Source organism: Streptomyces sp. NPDC046900 (assembly GCF_040644975.1).
Taxonomy (GTDB): domain Bacteria; phylum Actinomycetota; class Actinomycetes; order Streptomycetales; family Streptomycetaceae; genus Streptomyces.
The window spans coordinates 80,158-96,930 of record NZ_JBEYXD010000031.1; the positions used below are offsets into that span (position 1 = coordinate 80,158).

At 71.2% G+C, this 16,773-nt stretch carries 11 protein-coding genes and 1 pseudogene; 2 read left to right on the forward strand and 10 right to left on the reverse strand.

Translation table 11 applies throughout. The annotated features are described in order from the left end of the window. Nucleotides 1-54: 54 nt before the first annotated feature. From ABZ904_RS27080 to rsmI, 10 genes and pseudogenes are all read right to left on the reverse strand, one after another. Nucleotides 55-1,827, reverse strand: a complete 1,773-nt coding sequence (locus ABZ904_RS27080; RefSeq protein ID WP_360997940.1) for a PQQ-binding-like beta-propeller repeat protein — start codon at nucleotides 1,825-1,827, stop codon at nucleotides 55-57. A gap of 61 nt (nucleotides 1,828-1,888) precedes the next feature. Next, nucleotides 1,889-3,685: a PQQ-binding-like beta-propeller repeat protein gene (locus ABZ904_RS27085; protein WP_360997942.1), complete on the reverse strand. Its 1,797-nt coding sequence runs from the start codon at nucleotides 3,683-3,685 to the stop codon at nucleotides 1,889-1,891. 256 nt (nucleotides 3,686-3,941) lie between these two features. Then, a complete protein-coding gene (locus ABZ904_RS27090) occupies nucleotides 3,942-5,750 on the reverse strand; it encodes an ABC-F family ATP-binding cassette domain-containing protein (protein WP_360997944.1) in 1,809 nt (602 codons plus the stop codon). A 281-nt stretch (nucleotides 5,751-6,031) separates the two neighbouring features. Continuing rightward, nucleotides 6,032-7,342: pseudogene (locus ABZ904_RS27095) on the reverse strand (acyltransferase); the annotation flags it as partial. A gap of 239 nt (nucleotides 7,343-7,581) precedes the next feature. Then, the gene (locus tag ABZ904_RS27100) at nucleotides 7,582-8,475 is read right to left on the reverse strand and encodes a 4-(cytidine 5'-diphospho)-2-C-methyl-D-erythritol kinase (RefSeq protein WP_359400429.1); all 894 of its coding nucleotides are present in this window, start codon (nucleotides 8,473-8,475) and stop codon (nucleotides 7,582-7,584) included. After that, nucleotides 8,472-9,404, reverse strand: a complete 933-nt coding sequence (rsmA, locus tag ABZ904_RS27105; RefSeq protein ID WP_361825946.1) for a 16S rRNA (adenine(1518)-N(6)/adenine(1519)-N(6))-dimethyltransferase RsmA — start codon at nucleotides 9,402-9,404, stop codon at nucleotides 8,472-8,474. Before rsmA ends, ABZ904_RS27100 begins: the two co-directional genes overlap by 4 nt. 613 nt (nucleotides 9,405-10,017) lie before the next feature. After that, on the reverse strand, nucleotides 10,018-11,361 hold the full coding sequence (locus ABZ904_RS27110; protein WP_361825948.1) for a ubiquitin-like domain-containing protein: 1,344 nt from the start codon (nucleotides 11,359-11,361) through the stop codon (nucleotides 10,018-10,020). Nucleotides 11,362-11,517: 156 nt separating this feature from the next. Continuing rightward, complete coding sequence (locus ABZ904_RS27115; RefSeq protein WP_359411065.1) at nucleotides 11,518-12,399, reverse strand: TatD family hydrolase; 882 nt, start codon at nucleotides 12,397-12,399, stop codon at nucleotides 11,518-11,520. A 48-nt stretch (nucleotides 12,400-12,447) separates the two neighbouring features. Further along, nucleotides 12,448-12,897: a hypothetical protein gene (locus ABZ904_RS27120; RefSeq protein WP_361825950.1), complete on the reverse strand. Its 450-nt coding sequence runs from the start codon at nucleotides 12,895-12,897 to the stop codon at nucleotides 12,448-12,450. A gap of 375 nt (nucleotides 12,898-13,272) precedes the next feature. Next, the gene (gene rsmI / locus ABZ904_RS27125; protein ID WP_359411061.1) at nucleotides 13,273-14,136 is read right to left on the reverse strand and encodes a 16S rRNA (cytidine(1402)-2'-O)-methyltransferase; all 864 of its coding nucleotides are present in this window, start codon (nucleotides 14,134-14,136) and stop codon (nucleotides 13,273-13,275) included. 88 nt (nucleotides 14,137-14,224) lie between these two features. On the opposite strand from rsmI, the gene ABZ904_RS27130 reads away from it, so the two are divergent. Then, nucleotides 14,225-15,964, forward strand: a complete 1,740-nt coding sequence (locus ABZ904_RS27130) for a phospholipid carrier-dependent glycosyltransferase (RefSeq protein ID WP_359411059.1) — start codon at nucleotides 14,225-14,227, stop codon at nucleotides 15,962-15,964. 368 nt (nucleotides 15,965-16,332) lie between these two features. After that, the gene (locus ABZ904_RS27135) at nucleotides 16,333-16,719 is read left to right on the forward strand and encodes a hypothetical protein (protein WP_361825953.1); all 387 of its coding nucleotides are present in this window, start codon (nucleotides 16,333-16,335) and stop codon (nucleotides 16,717-16,719) included. Nucleotides 16,720-16,773 lie beyond the last annotated feature (54 nt).

Here is a 16,773-nt window from a genome sequence, read left to right on the forward strand (position 1 = left end):
GCAAGGCCCCGCCCCTGAACAGGAGCGAGGCCTTCACCGTGCGCGCCGTACGTGCTACTTCACACCGAAGCCGAGCGCGGTGTACGCCTTCGCGTCCGCCGAGTACGGCTTGCTCACCAGTGCCTTGCCGAAGAACAGCCGGCCCTCGATGTAGAGGAGTTCGGAGGACTTGGGGACCATGCTGCTGATCGCGCCGAGGACCTCCGCGGAGGCCGGCGTCTCGAGCAGCTCGGTCTGCCTCAGGTTCGTGCCGTCGACGGAGACCACCTGCGCGCCCTTGTCGAACGGACCGCTCTTGTACGCCAGCAGATTCCCGCCGTCCATGCGGATCGGGAAGATGTCGTAGCCGTCCCCCGCGTCGATCCGGTCACCGGTGGTCTTCCCGGTGGCCAGCGAGAAGGCGACGATCTCGTTGGTCCGCGCGCCCTGGGCCGTACCGTCGTGCTGCTCGGTCGGTACGTACAGCTTGTCGTTGCCGACCACGATCGCGTGGCAGTCGTGGACCTTGCCGACGCCGCACGCGTGCTCGTACTTGCCGTCCGCCAGCGTGATCTTGGTGCGCAGCTTGCCGGTGTCGTCCAGCGAGAAGACGTCCGTGGCGCCGGAGGCGGTGATGTCGCCGGAGTCCACGCCGAACACGACCGGCTTCGTGGAGACCACCTTGGCGTTGTCGATGCCCTTGGGCAGCTTGTAGGACCACCGCACGGCGCCCGTCCTCGGGTCGAGGAGCTGCACCTCGTACGCCTCGTCGCCGTAGTCGCCGCACTTGCGCACCGCGACGAGCTGCTCGCCGCCCGCGTAGCCGACGTCCGTGCAGGAGCCCGTCTTGGGCTGCCAGAGCACCTTTCCGCTGGTCGCGTCGAAGGCGGCACCACCGTAGTAGCCGGCACCGACCGCGACCGTGGTGCCGCTGATCGAGACCTCGCCGAACGCGACCGGGGTGTCACCGGTCTTGACCGACCTGGTCCACAGCTTCTTCCCGGTGGCGACCTCGAACGCCGTGATGTCGCTGCACGGCTTGCGGTCCCGCGCGTTGGCCCGCTTGCCCGACTCGCTGACCACCGCGGCCACGCCGGACGAGCTGATCTCGGGCGAGCCCGCACAGGTCTGGCCGTTCAGCGGAAGCGTCCACTTGGTGGTGCCGGAGTCCGGGTCGTAGCCGACGATCTTGTTGACGCCGGCCTTGGCGTAGACGGAGCCGGTGAGCCAGGAGCCGGTGACGCTGTCGATCTCCTGCTTGTCCTTGACCTCGGGCGCGGGCACCTGGAAGAGGACCTTCGCGGCGGTGTCGGCCGGCGCCTTCTCCTTGGACCCGGCGCCCGGACCGCCGGTTCCGCCCTTGTCCCGACCCCTGTCGTCGGACGCGGAGTTGTCGCTCTTGCCGCTGCCGGACGAGCTCTTGGCGTACCAGACTCCGCCGCCGACGATCAGCGCGATGGCCACGACCGCCGAGACGATGATCCACACCTGGGCACTCGGTCCCTTGCGGCCGCCGCCCTGCGGGGGCTGCGGGTAGCCGTAACCGGGCTGCTGCGGGTAGCCGTAGCCGGGCTGCGGAGACGGGTAACCGTAGCCGGGCTGCTGTGGGTTGCCGTAGGGCTGCTGCTGTGGCGGGGCCGGCGGCTGCGGATAGCCGTAACCCGGGCCCTGAGCGGGCGGCGGGGGCGTCTGGGGCGGGGTCTGCGGGGGCACCGGCGGGGTCTGGGGCGCTCCGAAGCCGCCCGGCGGCGGGTTCTGCGGGGCTCCGAAGCCGCCCGGCGGCGGGTTCTGCGGGGCGCCGAAGCCGCCCGGCGGCGGCTGGTTCGGAGGCGGGGGCGGCTGGCTCATGACGTGAGTACCTCGAAGAACGGATGAGTGGTGGGCGGGGACGCGGGAGCGGGCAGCCGGATCACTTGCCGTAGGCCAGCATCAGCTTCTCCTTCGACTGGTTGCCGCCGCTCAGCCGGGTGCTGGAGACGTAGAAGCGCCCGGCCACGTAGTCGATCGCCTTGGCGTAGAAACCGCCCTCGACCGGCGCGGCGCCCGACGGATTCCGCAGCAGCCCGGTGACGGTGTGGCTGCCGCCCGTCGTGGGGAGGGAGACCACCTGGCCGCCGGCGCTGTAGGAGGGCTGGACGTAGGCGATCAGACGGGTGCCGTCCGACTTCAGCGGGAGCATCGACTCGTCGCCCGGGGACTTCACCCGCCACTTCTCCTTGCCGGTATCGAGGTTGACGGCGACGATCTCGTTCGGACCGGTCTTCGCCTCGGTCGGCAGGTACAGGGTGTCCGCGTCGGCCACCACACCCGTGCAGCCCTGCAGGTCACGCTCGAGGACGGCCCAGCCGCACTGGGGGGCGAAGGACTCCTTGGAATGGACGTCGGAGCGGGGGGTGCCGTCGTTCTTCAGCGTGGAGATGGCCGCGGACTTCTTGTCGTCGTTGGTGAGATACAGGACGACGGGGTCGACCGAGAAGGCCCGCGAGACCGTCCAGCCCTTCGGGATCGGCCTGGTCCACCTGGCCTTGCCGGTCGCGGGGTCGAGCTCCTGCACCTCGTCGTGCTCGTTCGGCCCTCCCGCGCCGCAGGAGGCGACGGAGATCAGCTTCGTGCCGCCCGCGAACGCGCTCGGGAAGCAGGCCGCGCCGTAGCGCTGCTTGTCCCAGAGCTTCTTGCCCGTGCCGACGTCGTACGCCGTGCCGGACTGGGAGCGGCCGACCATCAAGGTCTTCCCGGTGACGGTGAGTTCGAGGCTGAGGGTGCTGTCGAAGAGGGCACCGTCGGCGACCTCGGCGCTCCAGCCCTTCTTGCCGGTGCCGAGGTCGATCTCCTGGAGCCGGTTGCACTTGGCGTTGCTGCTGATCCCGCTCATGTAGGCCACGACGATCTTGTCGTCGGCCGTCTTCCGCGGGGTGACCGCGCAGATCTTCTGCGGGAAGGAGATCGGGTCCCAACTGGGGGCGCCGTCGGCCACGTTGTAGGCGAAGACCTGCTTGTACGCGGCTTTCACGGCCGACTTGGCGGTGATCCACATACCGGGGGCGTCGGCACCGGAACCGGGCGCGTCGGGCGCCTCCTTGTACCAGAGGACCTTCGACTCGCCTGCCTTGCGGCCCTCGTTGAGGTTCTCCGGATCCGCGCCGCCGTCACCGCTGCCGTCGCCGGGGTTGACCGGTGCGGAGGCTCCCGTGGACGGCGTGGCCTTCGGGCTCCCGCCCGCAGTGGGCTTCTTGCCTCCGTCACCGTCGCCGCTGACCGCGTACACGGTGCCGCCTATGACGAGCAGCACGGCGATCGCGGCGCCTACGGCCAGCGCGGGCCTGCCCTTGAAGGGGTTCTTGGAGCCGCCACCGGGAGGCGGGGTGGGCGCGCCGGGGAACTGGTGCGGCTGCTGCGGGTATCCATAGCCGGGCTGGGGCCGGGCGTAGGGGCCGGACTGCTGGGGGTAGCCGTACCCGGGCTGACCGTACGGGCCCGGTTGCGGAGGCTGGGCGTAGGGGCCGGACTGCTGCGGGGCCTGGGCGTAGGGGCCGGACTGCTGCGGAGGGCCGTACCCCGGCTGCGGCGGGACCGGGGGCTGGGCGGGCGGCGGAGGTACGGCCTGCCGCGGATCCTGCGGTGGTCCGAATCCGCCCTGCGGCGACTGCGGATCCTGCGGCGCTCCGAAGCCGCCGCCCGTCGGCGGCTGACCGGGCGGCTGAGTCATCAGCGCTTCCCCCCTTTTTCTGATGTGTTCCCCACGCCCGTGGTGTCGTTTCCGCCACGCCGTCGGTACTCAGAGTGTTCTCAGTCGGCCTTTTCTATCACCGCGCCGCCCATGAACACGGGGCCACTGCCGGCCCTGTTCCCAAGGGAGGACCGGCCCGTGATGCCCCCGTTACGCGTACCGGTCCCCAGAGCCCCACCACCCTTCAAACCGGCACGCGTTCTTCACGTGATGTCCGCGGCCGCCCGCCGAACGGCTATGCCTCGTCCGCGAGTTCCAGCCAGCGCAGCTCCAGTTCCTCGCGCTCGCCGACGAGTTCACGCAGTTCGGCGTCCAGTCCTGCCACCTTCGCGAAGTCCGTGGCGTTCTCGGCGATCTGCTGGTGGAGCTTGGCCTCACGCTCGGAGATCTTGTCCAACTGCCGCTCGATCCGCTGGAGTTCCTTCTTCGCGGCGCGGGCGTCGGCGGCGGAGGCGGCGGCGGACTTCCGCTCGACGGCCGCCGGGGTGGCGGCGGCCGCCGCCGTCTCCTCCATACGATGGCGCCGCTCCAGGTACTCGTCGATACCGCGGGGCAGCATGCGCAGTGTGGCGTCGCCGAGGAGCGCGTACACCTTGTCGGTGGTCCGCTCGACGAAGAACCGGTCGTGCGAGATCACGATCATCGAGCCGGGCCAGCCGTCGAGGAGGTCCTCGAGCTGGGTGAGGGTCTCGATGTCGAGATCGTTGGTGGGCTCGTCGAGGAAGAGGACGTTCGGCTCGTCCATGAGGAGACGCAGCAGCTGGAGGCGCCGCCGCTCACCACCGGACAGGTCGCCGACGGGCGTCCACTGCTTCTCCTTGGTGAAGCCGAAGGTCTCGCACAGCTGGCCCGCGGTCATCTCGCGTCCCTTGCCGAGGTCGACCCGCTCGCGTACCCGCTGCACGGCCTCCAGGACCCGCCAGGTGGGGTCGAGCTCGGCGACCTCCTGCGACAGATAGGCGAGCCTGACGGTCTTGCCTACGGCGATCCGGCCCCCGGCGGGCTGCGTCTCCCCGTCGCTGCGCGCGGCGTCGGCCATGGCACGCAGGAGGGAGGTCTTGCCCGCGCCGTTGATACCGACGAGGCCGATGCGGTCGCCCGGGCCGAGCTGCCAGGTGACGTGCTTGAGCAGCAGCTTGGGGCCCGCCTGGACGGTGATGTCCTCGAGGTCGAAGACGGTCCTGCCGAGCCGCGACGAGGCGAACTTCATCAGTTCGCTGCTGTCCCGGGGCGGCGGCACGTCCTGGATCAGCTCGTTGGCGGCCTCCACGCGGAAGCGCGGCTTGGAGGTCCGGGCGGGCGCGCCGCGGCGCAGCCAGGCCAGTTCCTTCCTGATCAGGTTCTGCCGCTTGACCTCCTCGGAGGCGGCGATCCGCTCGCGCTCGGCACGGGCGAAGACGTAGTCGGAGTAGCCGCCCTCGTACTCGTGGACCGTCCCCCGCTGCACGTCCCACATCCGGGTGCACACCTGGTCCAGGAACCAGCGGTCGTGGGTGACGCAGACGAGCGCCGAGCGGCGCTCACGCAGATGGTTCGCCAGCCAGGCGATGCCCTCGACGTCGAGGTGGTTGGTGGGCTCGTCCAGCACGATCAGGTCCTGCTCGGCGATGAGCAGCTTGGCCAGCGCGATCCGGCGCCGCTCGCCACCGGACAAGGGGCCGATGACGGTGTCGAGTCCCTGCGGGAAGCCGGGCAGGTCCAGCCCGCCGAACAGCCCGGTGAGCACGTCGCGGATCTTGGCGTTGCCCGCCCACTCGTGGTCGGCCATGTCCCGGATGACCTCGTGGCGGACGGTGGCGGCCGGGTCGAGGGAGTCGTGCTGGGTGAGCACGCCGAGGTGCAGCCCGCCGGAGTGGGTGACACGGCCTGAGTCGGCCTCCTCCAGCTTGGCGAGCATCCGGATCAGGGTGGTCTTGCCGTCGCCGTTGCGGCCGACGATCCCGATCCGGTCCCCTTCGGACACGCCGAGCGAGACTCCGTCGAGCAGGGCGCGGGTACCGTACACCTTGCTGACGTTCTCGACATTGACCAGGTTGACGGCCATTTCTCTCCTGACGCGGGGATCGATCAGCCTTCAAGCCTAGGGCCTGCGGACGAGGTGGCGGAACGCGACCGTCTCGCCACTCTTCGTAGTGACGAGATCCGTGATCGACGACCACCAACGGCAGGCCCCTCGTCCACCTGTACGAGCTCGATCCGCTCACCCGGGCGTATGTGCACATGGGTGTGCATCGCGACCGGATCAAGGTTGCCGAGCCGTACGACATCGGCATCGACCTGACCGCCGTCGACGACCTCTGAGCCGGGCCAGACGGCCACTTCGCGCCCCCGGCCCGCCCGCTCCACCAGCAGCCACCCGGAGAGAGTCATCACCACGGCCGCGGGAGCGGTGACGTGCACGGCTGTCAGCAGCGCCGTACGTCCTTGAAGAAGTCCCCCGAAGCCGACCATCGACAGGCCCAGGACCCCGAAGAGGCAGAGGGTGACGCCGAGCGCGGCGGCGGGTCCCGCCCAGGCGCGCGGCGCACTCGGCTCCCGTGCGCCCGAGGGTTTTTCGAAGACACGGAAGACGGCCACCAGGACACCGGTGAGCGTCACGGCAGCCACGATCCGCAATGGTACCTGTACCCACCACCCACCCGAGCCGGGCTCCGGCGTCCGGGCACCCGCCGCGAGCAGCGCACCGTAGACGCCGAGCATCGCCGTCAGGTGCCACAGGAAGGCGGTCATCGAGATGCCGTTGGCCGCGACGACCGTGCGCCACACGCGCGGGCGGTTCAGCCACCGTCCTACGGGTCCGCGCAGCAGTTCCACCGCACCGACCAGCCACAGCCCGTGGCAGAGCAGGGCGAGCGTGGGCGGCGCCATGTTGGAGACCTTCTCGCCCGGCATACCCACCATCGACAGCGGATACGGGCCGTAGGCCACCAGCAGCGCGGCGCCCGCGAGTCCCGCGGCGGCGAGGAGGTACGGCCGGCCGAGCCTGCCGTCCGCGCGCAGGAACCCGAGCTGGTGGATCGCCAGCCAGACGAAGGCGAAGTTGAGGAACTCGGCGTAAGGCACACCGAGGCCGAAGCGGAGCAGGTCGACGAGGACGGCCGCGGCGACGAGCCCGCCGAACGCGCCCCACCCGTACCTCTCGTGGAGTCTCAGCAGCGGTGGGGTGAAGGCGACCATCGCCAGATAGATCCCCACGAACCACAGGGGCTGCGCGACCAGTCGCAGGCTGACGTCGAGCAACCCACCGCCGATCTCGGCCAGTTGGAGGGTCAGTGCCGCCGCGCCCCACACCGCGATGAACACGACGGTCGGCCGCAGCAGTCGCTGGAGGCGGGCGCGCAGGAAGACCGAGTAGGCCTTGGAGGTACCGCGACGGGTCGACCGGTAGGAGAGGGCGTGCGAGAAGCCGCCGACGAAGAAGAACACCGGCATCACCTGGAACACCCAGGTCAGTGGCTGGAGCCCGGGCTCAAGGGCGAGCAGGTTGCCGACCTGCACCCGTCCGTTCCCGCCGACGGACACGGCGGCCATCAGCCAGTGCCCGAGCACGACGGTACCGAGCGAGGCGACGCGCAACAGGTCGACGAAACGGTCGCGCGAGGCCGGCGTGGCAGCGGCGAGGTCGCTGGGTCCCATGGAAAGTACGGTCGCGCGGGCGCCGGGGGACCCATCACCGCACTCGTACTCAAGTGCGGTCTGAGTACGCGGACTCGGTCTTGTTCGGGCACGACCCCGGCACCCGCATCTGTGCGTAGGTCGGGGTGCGGTGGCCCACGGCACTTGCGCCGGCTCGGGCGAGCGCCCGCACCACGGCAGGAGACAGCAACGGTCGGGCCTCGGCCTTGAGCGCACCGCTCAAGGCCGGAACAACCCGGTCAGACCACGATCGCCCCGACCGCCGGGGACACGGCCACCCGGGCCGACCGGCACGTGCGCGACGCCGTCAACGCCTCTGCGATCTTCTGCGCGGCGGAGGCGTCCGGGGCGAGAAACGCCGTCGTCGGCCCGGACCCGGACACCAGCCCGGCCAGTGCGCCCGCCGCCCGCCCCGCGGCCAGCGTGTCCGCCAGTTCCGGGAACAGCGACAGCGCGGCCGGCTGGAGGTCGTTGGAGACCGCCGCCGCGAGCGCCTCGGCGTCGCCCTTCGCGAGCGCGTCGAGCAGATCCTGCGAGGCGACGGGCTCGGGAATCCGCACGCCCTCGTTGAGCCGGTCGAACTCCCTGAAGACGGCCGGAGTCGAGAGCCCGCGGTCCGCCATGGCGAACACCCAGTGGAAGACCCCGCCGACATCGAGCGCGCTGAGCCGCTCGCCCCGCCCGGTGCCCAGCGCCGCCCCGCCCACCAGGCTGAACGGCACATCACTGCCCAACTCGGCGCAGATCTCCAGCAATTCGGCACGCGGCGCCCCTGTACCCCACAGCGCGTCACACGCCACCAGGGCCCCGGCCCCGTCCGCGCTGCCGCCCGCCATACCGCCGGCGACCGGGATGTCCTTGGCGATGTGGATGTGCACGGCCGCCTCGAGCCCGTGGCGTTCGGCGAGCGCCAGCGCCGCCCGAGCCGCCAGGTTCGTGAGGTCCAGCGGCACCTGCGCGGCGTCCGGCCCCGAACAGGTGACGCGCAGTTCGTCGGCCGACGTCACGGTGATCTCGTCGTACAGGCCGACGGCGAGGAAGACGTTCGCCAGGTCGTGGAAGCCGTCGGGGCGGGCGGCGCCCACCGCGAGCTGCACATTGACCTTGGCCGGTACGCGTACGGTCACGCTCACTGCTCGGACTGCTCCTCGTTCTCGGCGGGGCGGTTCTCGGTGATGCGATTCTCGGCGGTGCGGTTCTCGGCGATGCGGTTCTCGGCGATGCGGGCGAACTCCTCCACCGTCAGCGACTCCCCGCGCGCCTGCGGCGAGATCCCGGCGGCGACGAGTGCGGCCTCGGCCGCGGGGGCCGACCCCGCCCAGCCGGCGAGCGCGGCCCGCAGCGTCTTGCGCCGCTGTGCGAAGGCCGCGTCCACGACCGCGAAGACCTCGGCCTTCGACGCGGTGGTCTTGACCGGCTCGGTGCGGCGGACCAGCGAGACGAGCCCGCTGTCGACATTGGGCGCGGGCCAGAAGACGCTGCGCCCGATGGCTCCGGCGCGCTTGACGTCGGCGTACCAGTTGGCCTTCACGGACGGCACCCCGTACACCTTCGAGCCCGGGGCGGCGGCCAGCCGGTCGGCGACCTCGGACTGCACCATCACCAGGGTCCGCTCGATGCTCGGAAAGGTGTCGAGCATGTGCAGGAGCACGGGCACCGCGACGTTGTACGGCAGGTTCGCGACGAGCGCGGTGGGTGCCGGAGCCGGGAGCTCCCTCACGTGCAGGGCGTCGGAGTGCACCAGCGCGAACCGCTCTGCGCGCTCGGGCATCCGCGCGGCGATGGTCGAGGGCAGCGCGGATGCCAGCACGTCGTCGATCTCGACGGCGGTGACGCGCTCGGCGACCTCGAGCAGCGCCAGCGTCAGCGATCCGAGCCCGGGTCCCACCTCCACGACGACGTCGTCGGGCCGCACTCCGGCGGTGCGCACGATGCGCCGTACGGTGTTGGCGTCGATGACGAAGTTCTGGCCACGTTGCTTGGTGGGACGTACGCCGAGGGCGGCCGCCAGTTCACGGACGTCGGCGGGGCCCAGGAGGGCGTCGGGGGTGGGGCTGCTCACGGACCAAGGGTACGGGGCGGCGCCGTACGGCCGTGCATGCCTGGCCACGGGCGGCGCCGCGCCTCCCCCGGCGCCTCGCGGGCCGGGGGAGGCGCGGGCGGCGAGGCGGTCGCCGAGGCAGCGCCCCGGCCCCCGGTGCCCCGAAGCCCCGGGGCGAGGCGGTCGCCGCCCGGCCCAGGCGGCGGGGCCCGCCTCCCGGACGACGAGACGGGTGCCGGGGAGGCTCGGCACCTCGCGGACACCGCCTCGGCGCGAGCAGGCCCCGTACCGGCGCCATCCCCGGAGCGAGACGGTCGCCGCCCGGCCCAGACGGCTGGGCCGCCTCCCGGGACGACGAGACGGGTGCCGGGGGAGGCTCGGCACCTCGCGGACACCGCCTCGGCGCGAGCGGGCCCCCGTACCGGCGCCATCCCCGAGGCGAGGCGGTCGCCGCCCGGCCCAGCCTCCCGGGACGGCGAGGCGGGTGCCGGGGGTCCGGTCCGGACGGACTGGCGAGGGCCCCGGGCGGAACCCCCGGCCGCACCCGTCCGGCGCACCGGCTCGGCTTCGGCGGACCGGCCCGGCTGGACCGCCGCGCCGACGCCACCCCCGGGGGCCCTCGCCAGTCCGCCGCTCACCGGTACAGATGCGATCCGCAGTGCGGCCAGGGACTGGTGCCGTGATGCACGTACAGCTTCTTCGCGCGATACGTCTGCTCCTCGGCCGGAGCGTCCTGAGGCCGGCCCGAACCGCCGAGACTGCGCCAGGTACGCCGGTCGAACTGGTAGAGGCCGCCATACGTGCCCGACGCGTCCACCGCGCGGGTCCGGCCGCCCGACTCGCACCTCGCGAGCCCGTGCCAGTTGAGGTGCTCCGCGCCGTTCACCGAGTCCGGGTGCGGCTTGGTGCCCACCCTCACCAGCTCGGCCTTCGGCTTGCGCACCACCTCGGCCCCGATCCGCCTGGGCTTCTGCGCGATACCGTTGACGGTGCGCAGAACGTACGTCACCCGGCGCGTGCCCGGCCGCCCGGCGCTCGCCACGATCTCCGTGCCCTTGAAGAGGGTCGGATCGTGGGTGCGCCGCACAGCGAACGGGATCGGCTCCTCGCGGACCTCCCTGTGGCCTTTGACCCGGAGCACGATGACCGTCTCCCCGTCGCGCGGGAAGCTCCCCGGCGTCACGGAGGTCGTGTCCTGCCCGCGCAGGGTGATCCCGGCCTGCTCCACGGCCTCGCGGACGGTCGCGGCGTTCGTCCGGATCGTACGGGTCGCTCCGTCCGCCATGACCGTCACCGAGCGTTCGGTGCGGACGTCCAGCGCGAGCCCCTGACGGCCGATCGCGCGGGAGCGCGAGGCCGACATATACGCGCCCTCCGGGCGCACCCCGAGCTGCTGGAGCGCGTCGTCCACGTTCTGCGCCGTCGTCCACACCCGGCGCCGGCGTCCGTCGACGGTGAGGAGCAGGAGGCGTCCGTGGTGCACCGCGACCTCGTCGCCGCTGGCGAGCGGCGTACCGGGCGCGGGAGCGACGACGTCGTGCTCGCCCACGCGGACGCCCTGCTGGGCGAGCAGTTCGCCCACGTCGCCCGCGAAGGTGTGCAGCACCTGCGCCCTGCCGTCCACGGTGAGCTCGATCGCCTTGTCGTTGGCGACGAAGGCGGTGGTTCCACCGGCGAGGAAGGCGACGACCAGCGCCTGCGGAAGCAGACGACGCATGGAGTCCGAACGCGCGCCGCCCCTTCTGCGCCGCGCGGCGTGCCGCGCCTGAGCGCGGCCCCCGGTGCGCACCGCGCCGTAGGGCTCCCGGCTCGGCATAGGTCCGGTTATGCCCTCGGCACGCCCCGCACGGGGCCGCGCCTCGTACGCGGGCCGGTAGGTGTCCGGGTACGCCCGCACACGCGGCCCGCGGTCCTCGTACGCCTGGGCCGGTACCGGGGCGTCGTACGTCCCGTATGGCGAGTACTGCCGTTCGCTCACGACGACACGCTCCAGAGAGGGTCCGAAACGGGAGACCCAGAACCTAGCGCCTGCCCGTCACTCACCAAAGCAACGCCATTACACGGTGTGGCGACACGCCGCCACTCGAGACTCAGGCGCCCCAGAGAGCTCCTGCCGACCCGCGATTGATGTCGCTCAGTAACCGAAGGCGCGCGCCGTGTTACGCCCCAGAGCCGTCGCCAGCACGTCCTCCTCCACGCCCTTCACGGCGGCCATCGCACGGACCGTGAGGGGAATGAGATACGGGGCGTTGGGGCGGCCGCGGTACGGCGCGGGCGTCAGGAAGGGCGCGTCCGTCTCCACCAGGACGAGGTCGAGCGGCGCCACGGCGAGCGCGTCGCGCAACGGCTGCGCGTTCTTGAAGGTCACATTGCCGGCGAACGACATGAAGTACCCCGCACGCGCGCAGACCTCGGCCATCGCGGCGTCACCCGAATAGCAATGGAAAACCGTCCGCTCGGGCGCGCCCTCCTCCTCGAGGACGCGCAGCACATCGGCATGGGCGTCGCGGTCGTGGATGACCAGCGCCTTGCCGTGCCGCTTGGCGATCTCGATGTGCGCACGGAACGACCGCTCCTGGGCGGCCTTGCCCTCGGGCCCGGTGCGGAAGTAGTCGAGCCCCGTCTCGCCGACGCCCTTGACGTACGGAAGGGCGGCGAGGCGGTCGATCTCGGCGAGCGCGTCGTCCAGGGCCGTGTCGCCGCCCGGCTCGCGCGCCCCCTGCCGGGACCAGCCGTCGGGATCGCCGAGGACGATGCGCGGGGCCTCGTTCGGGTGGAGTGCCACGGCCGCGTGCACGTTGTCGTACGCCGCGGCCGTCTCGGCGGCCCAGCGCGAGCTCTTCACGTCACAGCCGACCTGCACGACCGTGGTCACGCCGACGGACGCGGCCTTGGCGAGGCCCTCCTCCACCGTGCCGGACTGCATGTCGAGATGGGTGTGCGAGTCGGCGACTGCCACGCCGAGAGGCTCGGGCAGCGGCGGCGGCGCGTTCTTGTCGGACGCTTGGGAAGGCATGCCCCGATCCTACGAAAGGGGCAAGCCGTCCCTCGTACGGAGGATCGGTCACCCGGCCTTGCGGTGGAGGAACGGGGAGAGCAGGTCCGAGAGGTGCCAGTGGTGTCCTTCGGACTTCGCCGGCTGCGCGGACGGCTCGTCGAGGCTCGTGTCGGTGGTCTGCCGCGCCGGGGCGTGGTGCCGGTGCAGGGAGTTCTGCACGGAGGACACCTGGCCGGGGCGCATGATGCGCACCACATGGCCGCCGCAGTTCACGCAGGAGGGCCGGCTCAGCGGCGACGGCACGACACGTCCGCCCGCCACGTACATCACGAACTCGTTGCCGTCTCCGTCGAGGTGGTGCTCGATCTCGTACGACTGCTCCCAGCCGTGCCCGCATCGCATGCAGGCGAACGAGTAGGACTCGTGGACGACGGCGGTCGCCGCGCCTCGATCGGACTGCCCGGTGACGGGACCGGCCGACGCGTTCTGACCGGTCCGCCCTGCGATCTCACTCATGCCAGCTCCTCTTGTCCGTCGGACAAGCGCCCCGGTGGGGCGGGCACCTGAATCCCGCACGGTCCCACGGTGGGCGGGGACGAGAACGCCCCTCGACCCAGTGGACGCCTTCGCCGACGCGAAGGCACCGGGGCCTGTCGAGTGTTGGAGGCGATTTGGACTCTGCTTGCCAAAGTCACCCGATCGCACCGTTAGGGCTTTGCCTTGCACAACAGCGCTTTGCCCAGCCATGGGGCGGCCGCTCATGGGAGATGCGCCCTGCTCAGAGGCCGAATGAGCCGGTCGGAGACCCCGCCGCGGACCGCGCGCCCCGCGCCGCCGGGGCGACTGACCGGCGGGAGCGAGCGGGGTGCGCGCACCGGCCAGGACGCGTGCTCAGCCCTGTCCGACGGCGTTCTTCGCGGCCACCACCGCGTCGAACACCTCTCGCTTCGGCAAGCCCGCATCCGCGGCCACCGCGGCGATGGCCTCCTTGCGGCGCTCCCCCGCCTCCTCGCGCACCCGTACCCGGCGTACCAGCTCGGCCGCGTCCAGCTCCTCGGGGCCCTTCTCGCCCGCGCCCTCCACGACGACGGTGATCTCACCTCGCACGCCCTCGGCGGCCCACTCCGCCAGTTCGCCCAGCGGACCGCGTCTGACCTCCTCGTAGGTCTTGGTCAACTCACGGCAGACGGCCGCCCGGCGACCGGACCCGAACGCCTCGGCCATGGCGGCGAGGGTGGCGTGCAGCCGGTGCGGGGCCTCGAAGTAGACGAGGGTGCGCCGCTCCCCGGCGGCCTCCTGCAGCCGCGACAGCCGTTCACCCGCCTTGCGCGGCAGGAACCCCTCGAAGCAGAAACGGTCGACGGGCAGCCCGGACAGCGCGAGCGCGGTGAGCACGGCGGAGGGACCCGGCACGGCGGTGACCCGGACGTCCTTCTCGACGGCGGCGGCGACCAGCCGGTAGCCGGGGTCGGACACCGACGGCATCCCCGCGTCCGTGACCAAGAGCACACGTGCCCCGCCCGTCAGCGCCTCGACCAGCTCAGGAGTGCGGGCGGACTCGTTGCCCTCGAAGTAGGACACGACACGCCCGGCCGGCTGCACGCCCAGCGCCTGGGTGAGCCGACGGAGCCGCCGTGTGTCCTCGGCGGCGATCACATCGGCCATGGCCAGCTCCTGCGCGAGCCGGGGCGGCGCGTCCTCGATGTCCCCGATGGGAGTACCGGCGAGGACCAGGGTTCCGGGCGCAACTGTCACCTCTCCATCCTCCCAGAGCGCGGGCCCTACCCGATCGAGTAGGGCCCAAGCGCGGGACTCACACAGATGGGTTCCCTACGATGGCGCGGTGACCAGTACCGCGTCCTCCACGGACACCCGGCAGGGCCAGGCCACCGAAGAGCAGCAGCCGTCGTGGCAGCAGCGACTGCGCCGTTTCGGATACACCGAGCGGCCGAGAAACGATGTCCGCGACCGGCTGGTGCCGCCGTACAGCGAGCCCAGCCCGCGCATCTGGGCGGCGATCGGTATGGGCAAGGAGGCCGCCGATCGCATCACTCGCTGGTCCGCCTGGGGCGGCCCGCTGCTCGTGACCCTCATGGCGGGGCTGATGCGGTTCTGGAACCTGGGCAGCCCGAGGGCGGTGATATTCGACGAGACGTACTACGCCAAGGACGCCTGGGCGCTCATTCACAACGGGTACGAGGCGAACTGGGCCAAGGACGCCAACGACCTGATCCTCAAGAACCACGGCCATGTGGCGATCCCGACGGACGCCGCCTATGTGGTGCATCCGCCGATCGGCAAGTACGTCATCGGGCTCGGCGAGCTGATCTTCGGTTTCAACCCGGTCGGCTGGCGCTTCATGACCGCCCTGCTCGGCACCCTGGCGGTCCTGCTGCTGTGCCGCATCGGCCGGCGACTGTTCCGCTCGACGTTCCTGGGCTGCCTCGCCGGTGCGCTGATGGCGGTGGACGGTCTGCAGTTCGTGATGAGCCGCACCTCGCTGCTGGACGGCGTCCTGGAGTTCTTCGTGCTGGCGGCCTTCGGCTGTCTGCTCATCGACCGGGACAAGACGCGCGAGAAACTGGCGGCAGCGCTACCGGTGGACGCGGACGGCCGGGTGCGCCCCGACCCGTACACCGCGGAGACGACCCGCTTCGGCTGGCGCCCCTGGCGGTGGATGGCGGGCCTGATGCTCGGCCTCGCCATCGGCACCAAGTGGAACGGCCTCTACATCCTGGCGGCCTTCTGCGTGATGGCCCTGCTGTGGGATGTGGGCGCGCGCCGGGTCGCGGGCGCCGGCCGCCCCTTCGCGACCGTCCTCAAGCGCGACACGGGCATCACGTTCCTGGCCACGGTCCCGGTCGCGGTGGCCGTGTACCTGATCTCCTGGATCGGCTGGATCCTCTCCCCCGCCGACGGCTCCGGCGGCTACTTCCGCAACTGGGCGGCCACCGACGGCAAGGGCGGCAACTGGACCTTCCTGCCCGACTGGGTGCGCAGCCTGTGGCACTACGAGCACGAGGTGTACCGGTTCCACGTCGGGCTGTCGTCCCCGCACACCTACCAGTCCAACCCGTGGAGCTGGCTCGTCGTGGGCCGCCCGGTCTCGTACTTCTACGAGTCCCCGTCCCCGGGCCAGGCCGGCTGCCCGGCGGACGCGGGCGACAAGTGCGCCCGCGAGGTCCTGGCGCTCGGCACCCCGCTGCTGTGGTGGGCGGCCTGCTTCGCGATCCTGTACATCCTGTGGCGCTGGGCGTTCCGCCGCGACTGGCGGGCCGGCGCGATCGCCTGCGGCATCGCGGCCGGCTATCTGCCCTGGTTCATGTACCAGGAGCGCACGATCTTCTACTTCTACGCGGTCGTCTTCGTCCCGTTCCTGTGCCTGGCGGTCGCCATGATGATCGGCGCCATCATCGGCCCACCAGACCGCGACGAACGCCGCCGGATCCTGGGCGCGGCGGGCGCGGGCGTCCTGGTCCTGCTGATCGCCTGGAACTTCATCTACTTCTGGCCCCTGTACACGGGCACGGCGATCCCGATCGACTCGTGGCGGTCGCGGATGTGGCTGGACACCTGGGTCTAGCTGGGAAGACACACGACGAGGGCGCGGCCGCTGGCCGCGCCCTCGTGGTCGTCGTCGGTCGTTAGCGGTTGCTGCTGGCCGCCCTCGGACGGCCCAGAGACGGCCCAGAGACGATCACTCGTCAGCTGCCCGCCACTCATCGAGCCACGGACCCTCACCAGGTCATCGGGTCTGATCACGGGCGCACGGCCCTACCGCTGGTATCTCGACGGACCTCAGAACACCCAACAAGTGCATCACCGGGTTCGCGGTCTGATCAGCAGGCTCGCGACAATGGGAACGCATGAGCGGAGTGGGTGTCTTGACTGATTGCTCTCGGGTACGCACAGTCAACTCACGCGTGTCGTGGGGTGACATCGGAGTCGCTTGTGGGGGCGCAGAGCGCGCGGCAGTTGTTCTTCTCCGTGCCGCAGCTCGACGACTCGGGTGCAGACACCCTGGACCGGTATAACTGGCAGGCCTCCATGGCGGCCGCAGACGGGCTTCGCCTGTACCTCGATGCGCTCAACGACGGGCGCCCGTCTCAGGACATCGACGGCCGGATCGTCTGTGAGTACCACGAGGACTGGGCAGCGGTCGATGGAGATGCAGTTGAACTGGTCTCCGCCAAACACCGGGACGTGACAACCGGGCCCTTCACGACCATCAACAGCCTCGCGGATGCGGGTGGCGTGGCGCACCTCTTCGGCCGCTGGCACGCCCTCAACGAGACTCCTAGCCTCGCGCTTTCACGAGGTGGGCTGTCCGATGACTGATCAAATAAGCGAGGAGTACCTCTGACCTGCGACGATGGGACTTGTCTAGGGTCC

Coding starts and splice junctions, on each gene's coding strand:
- ABZ904_RS27085 (WP_360997942.1), bottom strand. CDS start 3,685: ATGACTCAGCCGCCCGGTCAGCCGCCGACGGGCGGCGGCTTCGGAGCG.
- ABZ904_RS27090 (WP_360997944.1), bottom strand. CDS start 5,750: ATGGCCGTCAACCTGGTCAATGTCGAGAACGTCAGCAAGGTGTACGGT.
- ABZ904_RS27120 (WP_361825950.1), bottom strand. CDS start 12,897: ATGAGTGAGATCGCAGGGCGGACCGGTCAGAACGCGTCGGCCGGTCCC.
- ABZ904_RS27115 (WP_359411065.1), bottom strand. CDS start 12,399: ATGCCTTCCCAAGCGTCCGACAAGAACGCGCCGCCGCCGCTGCCCGAG.
- ABZ904_RS27080 (WP_360997940.1), bottom strand. CDS start 1,827: ATGAGCCAGCCGCCCCCGCCTCCGAACCAGCCGCCGCCGGGCGGCTTC.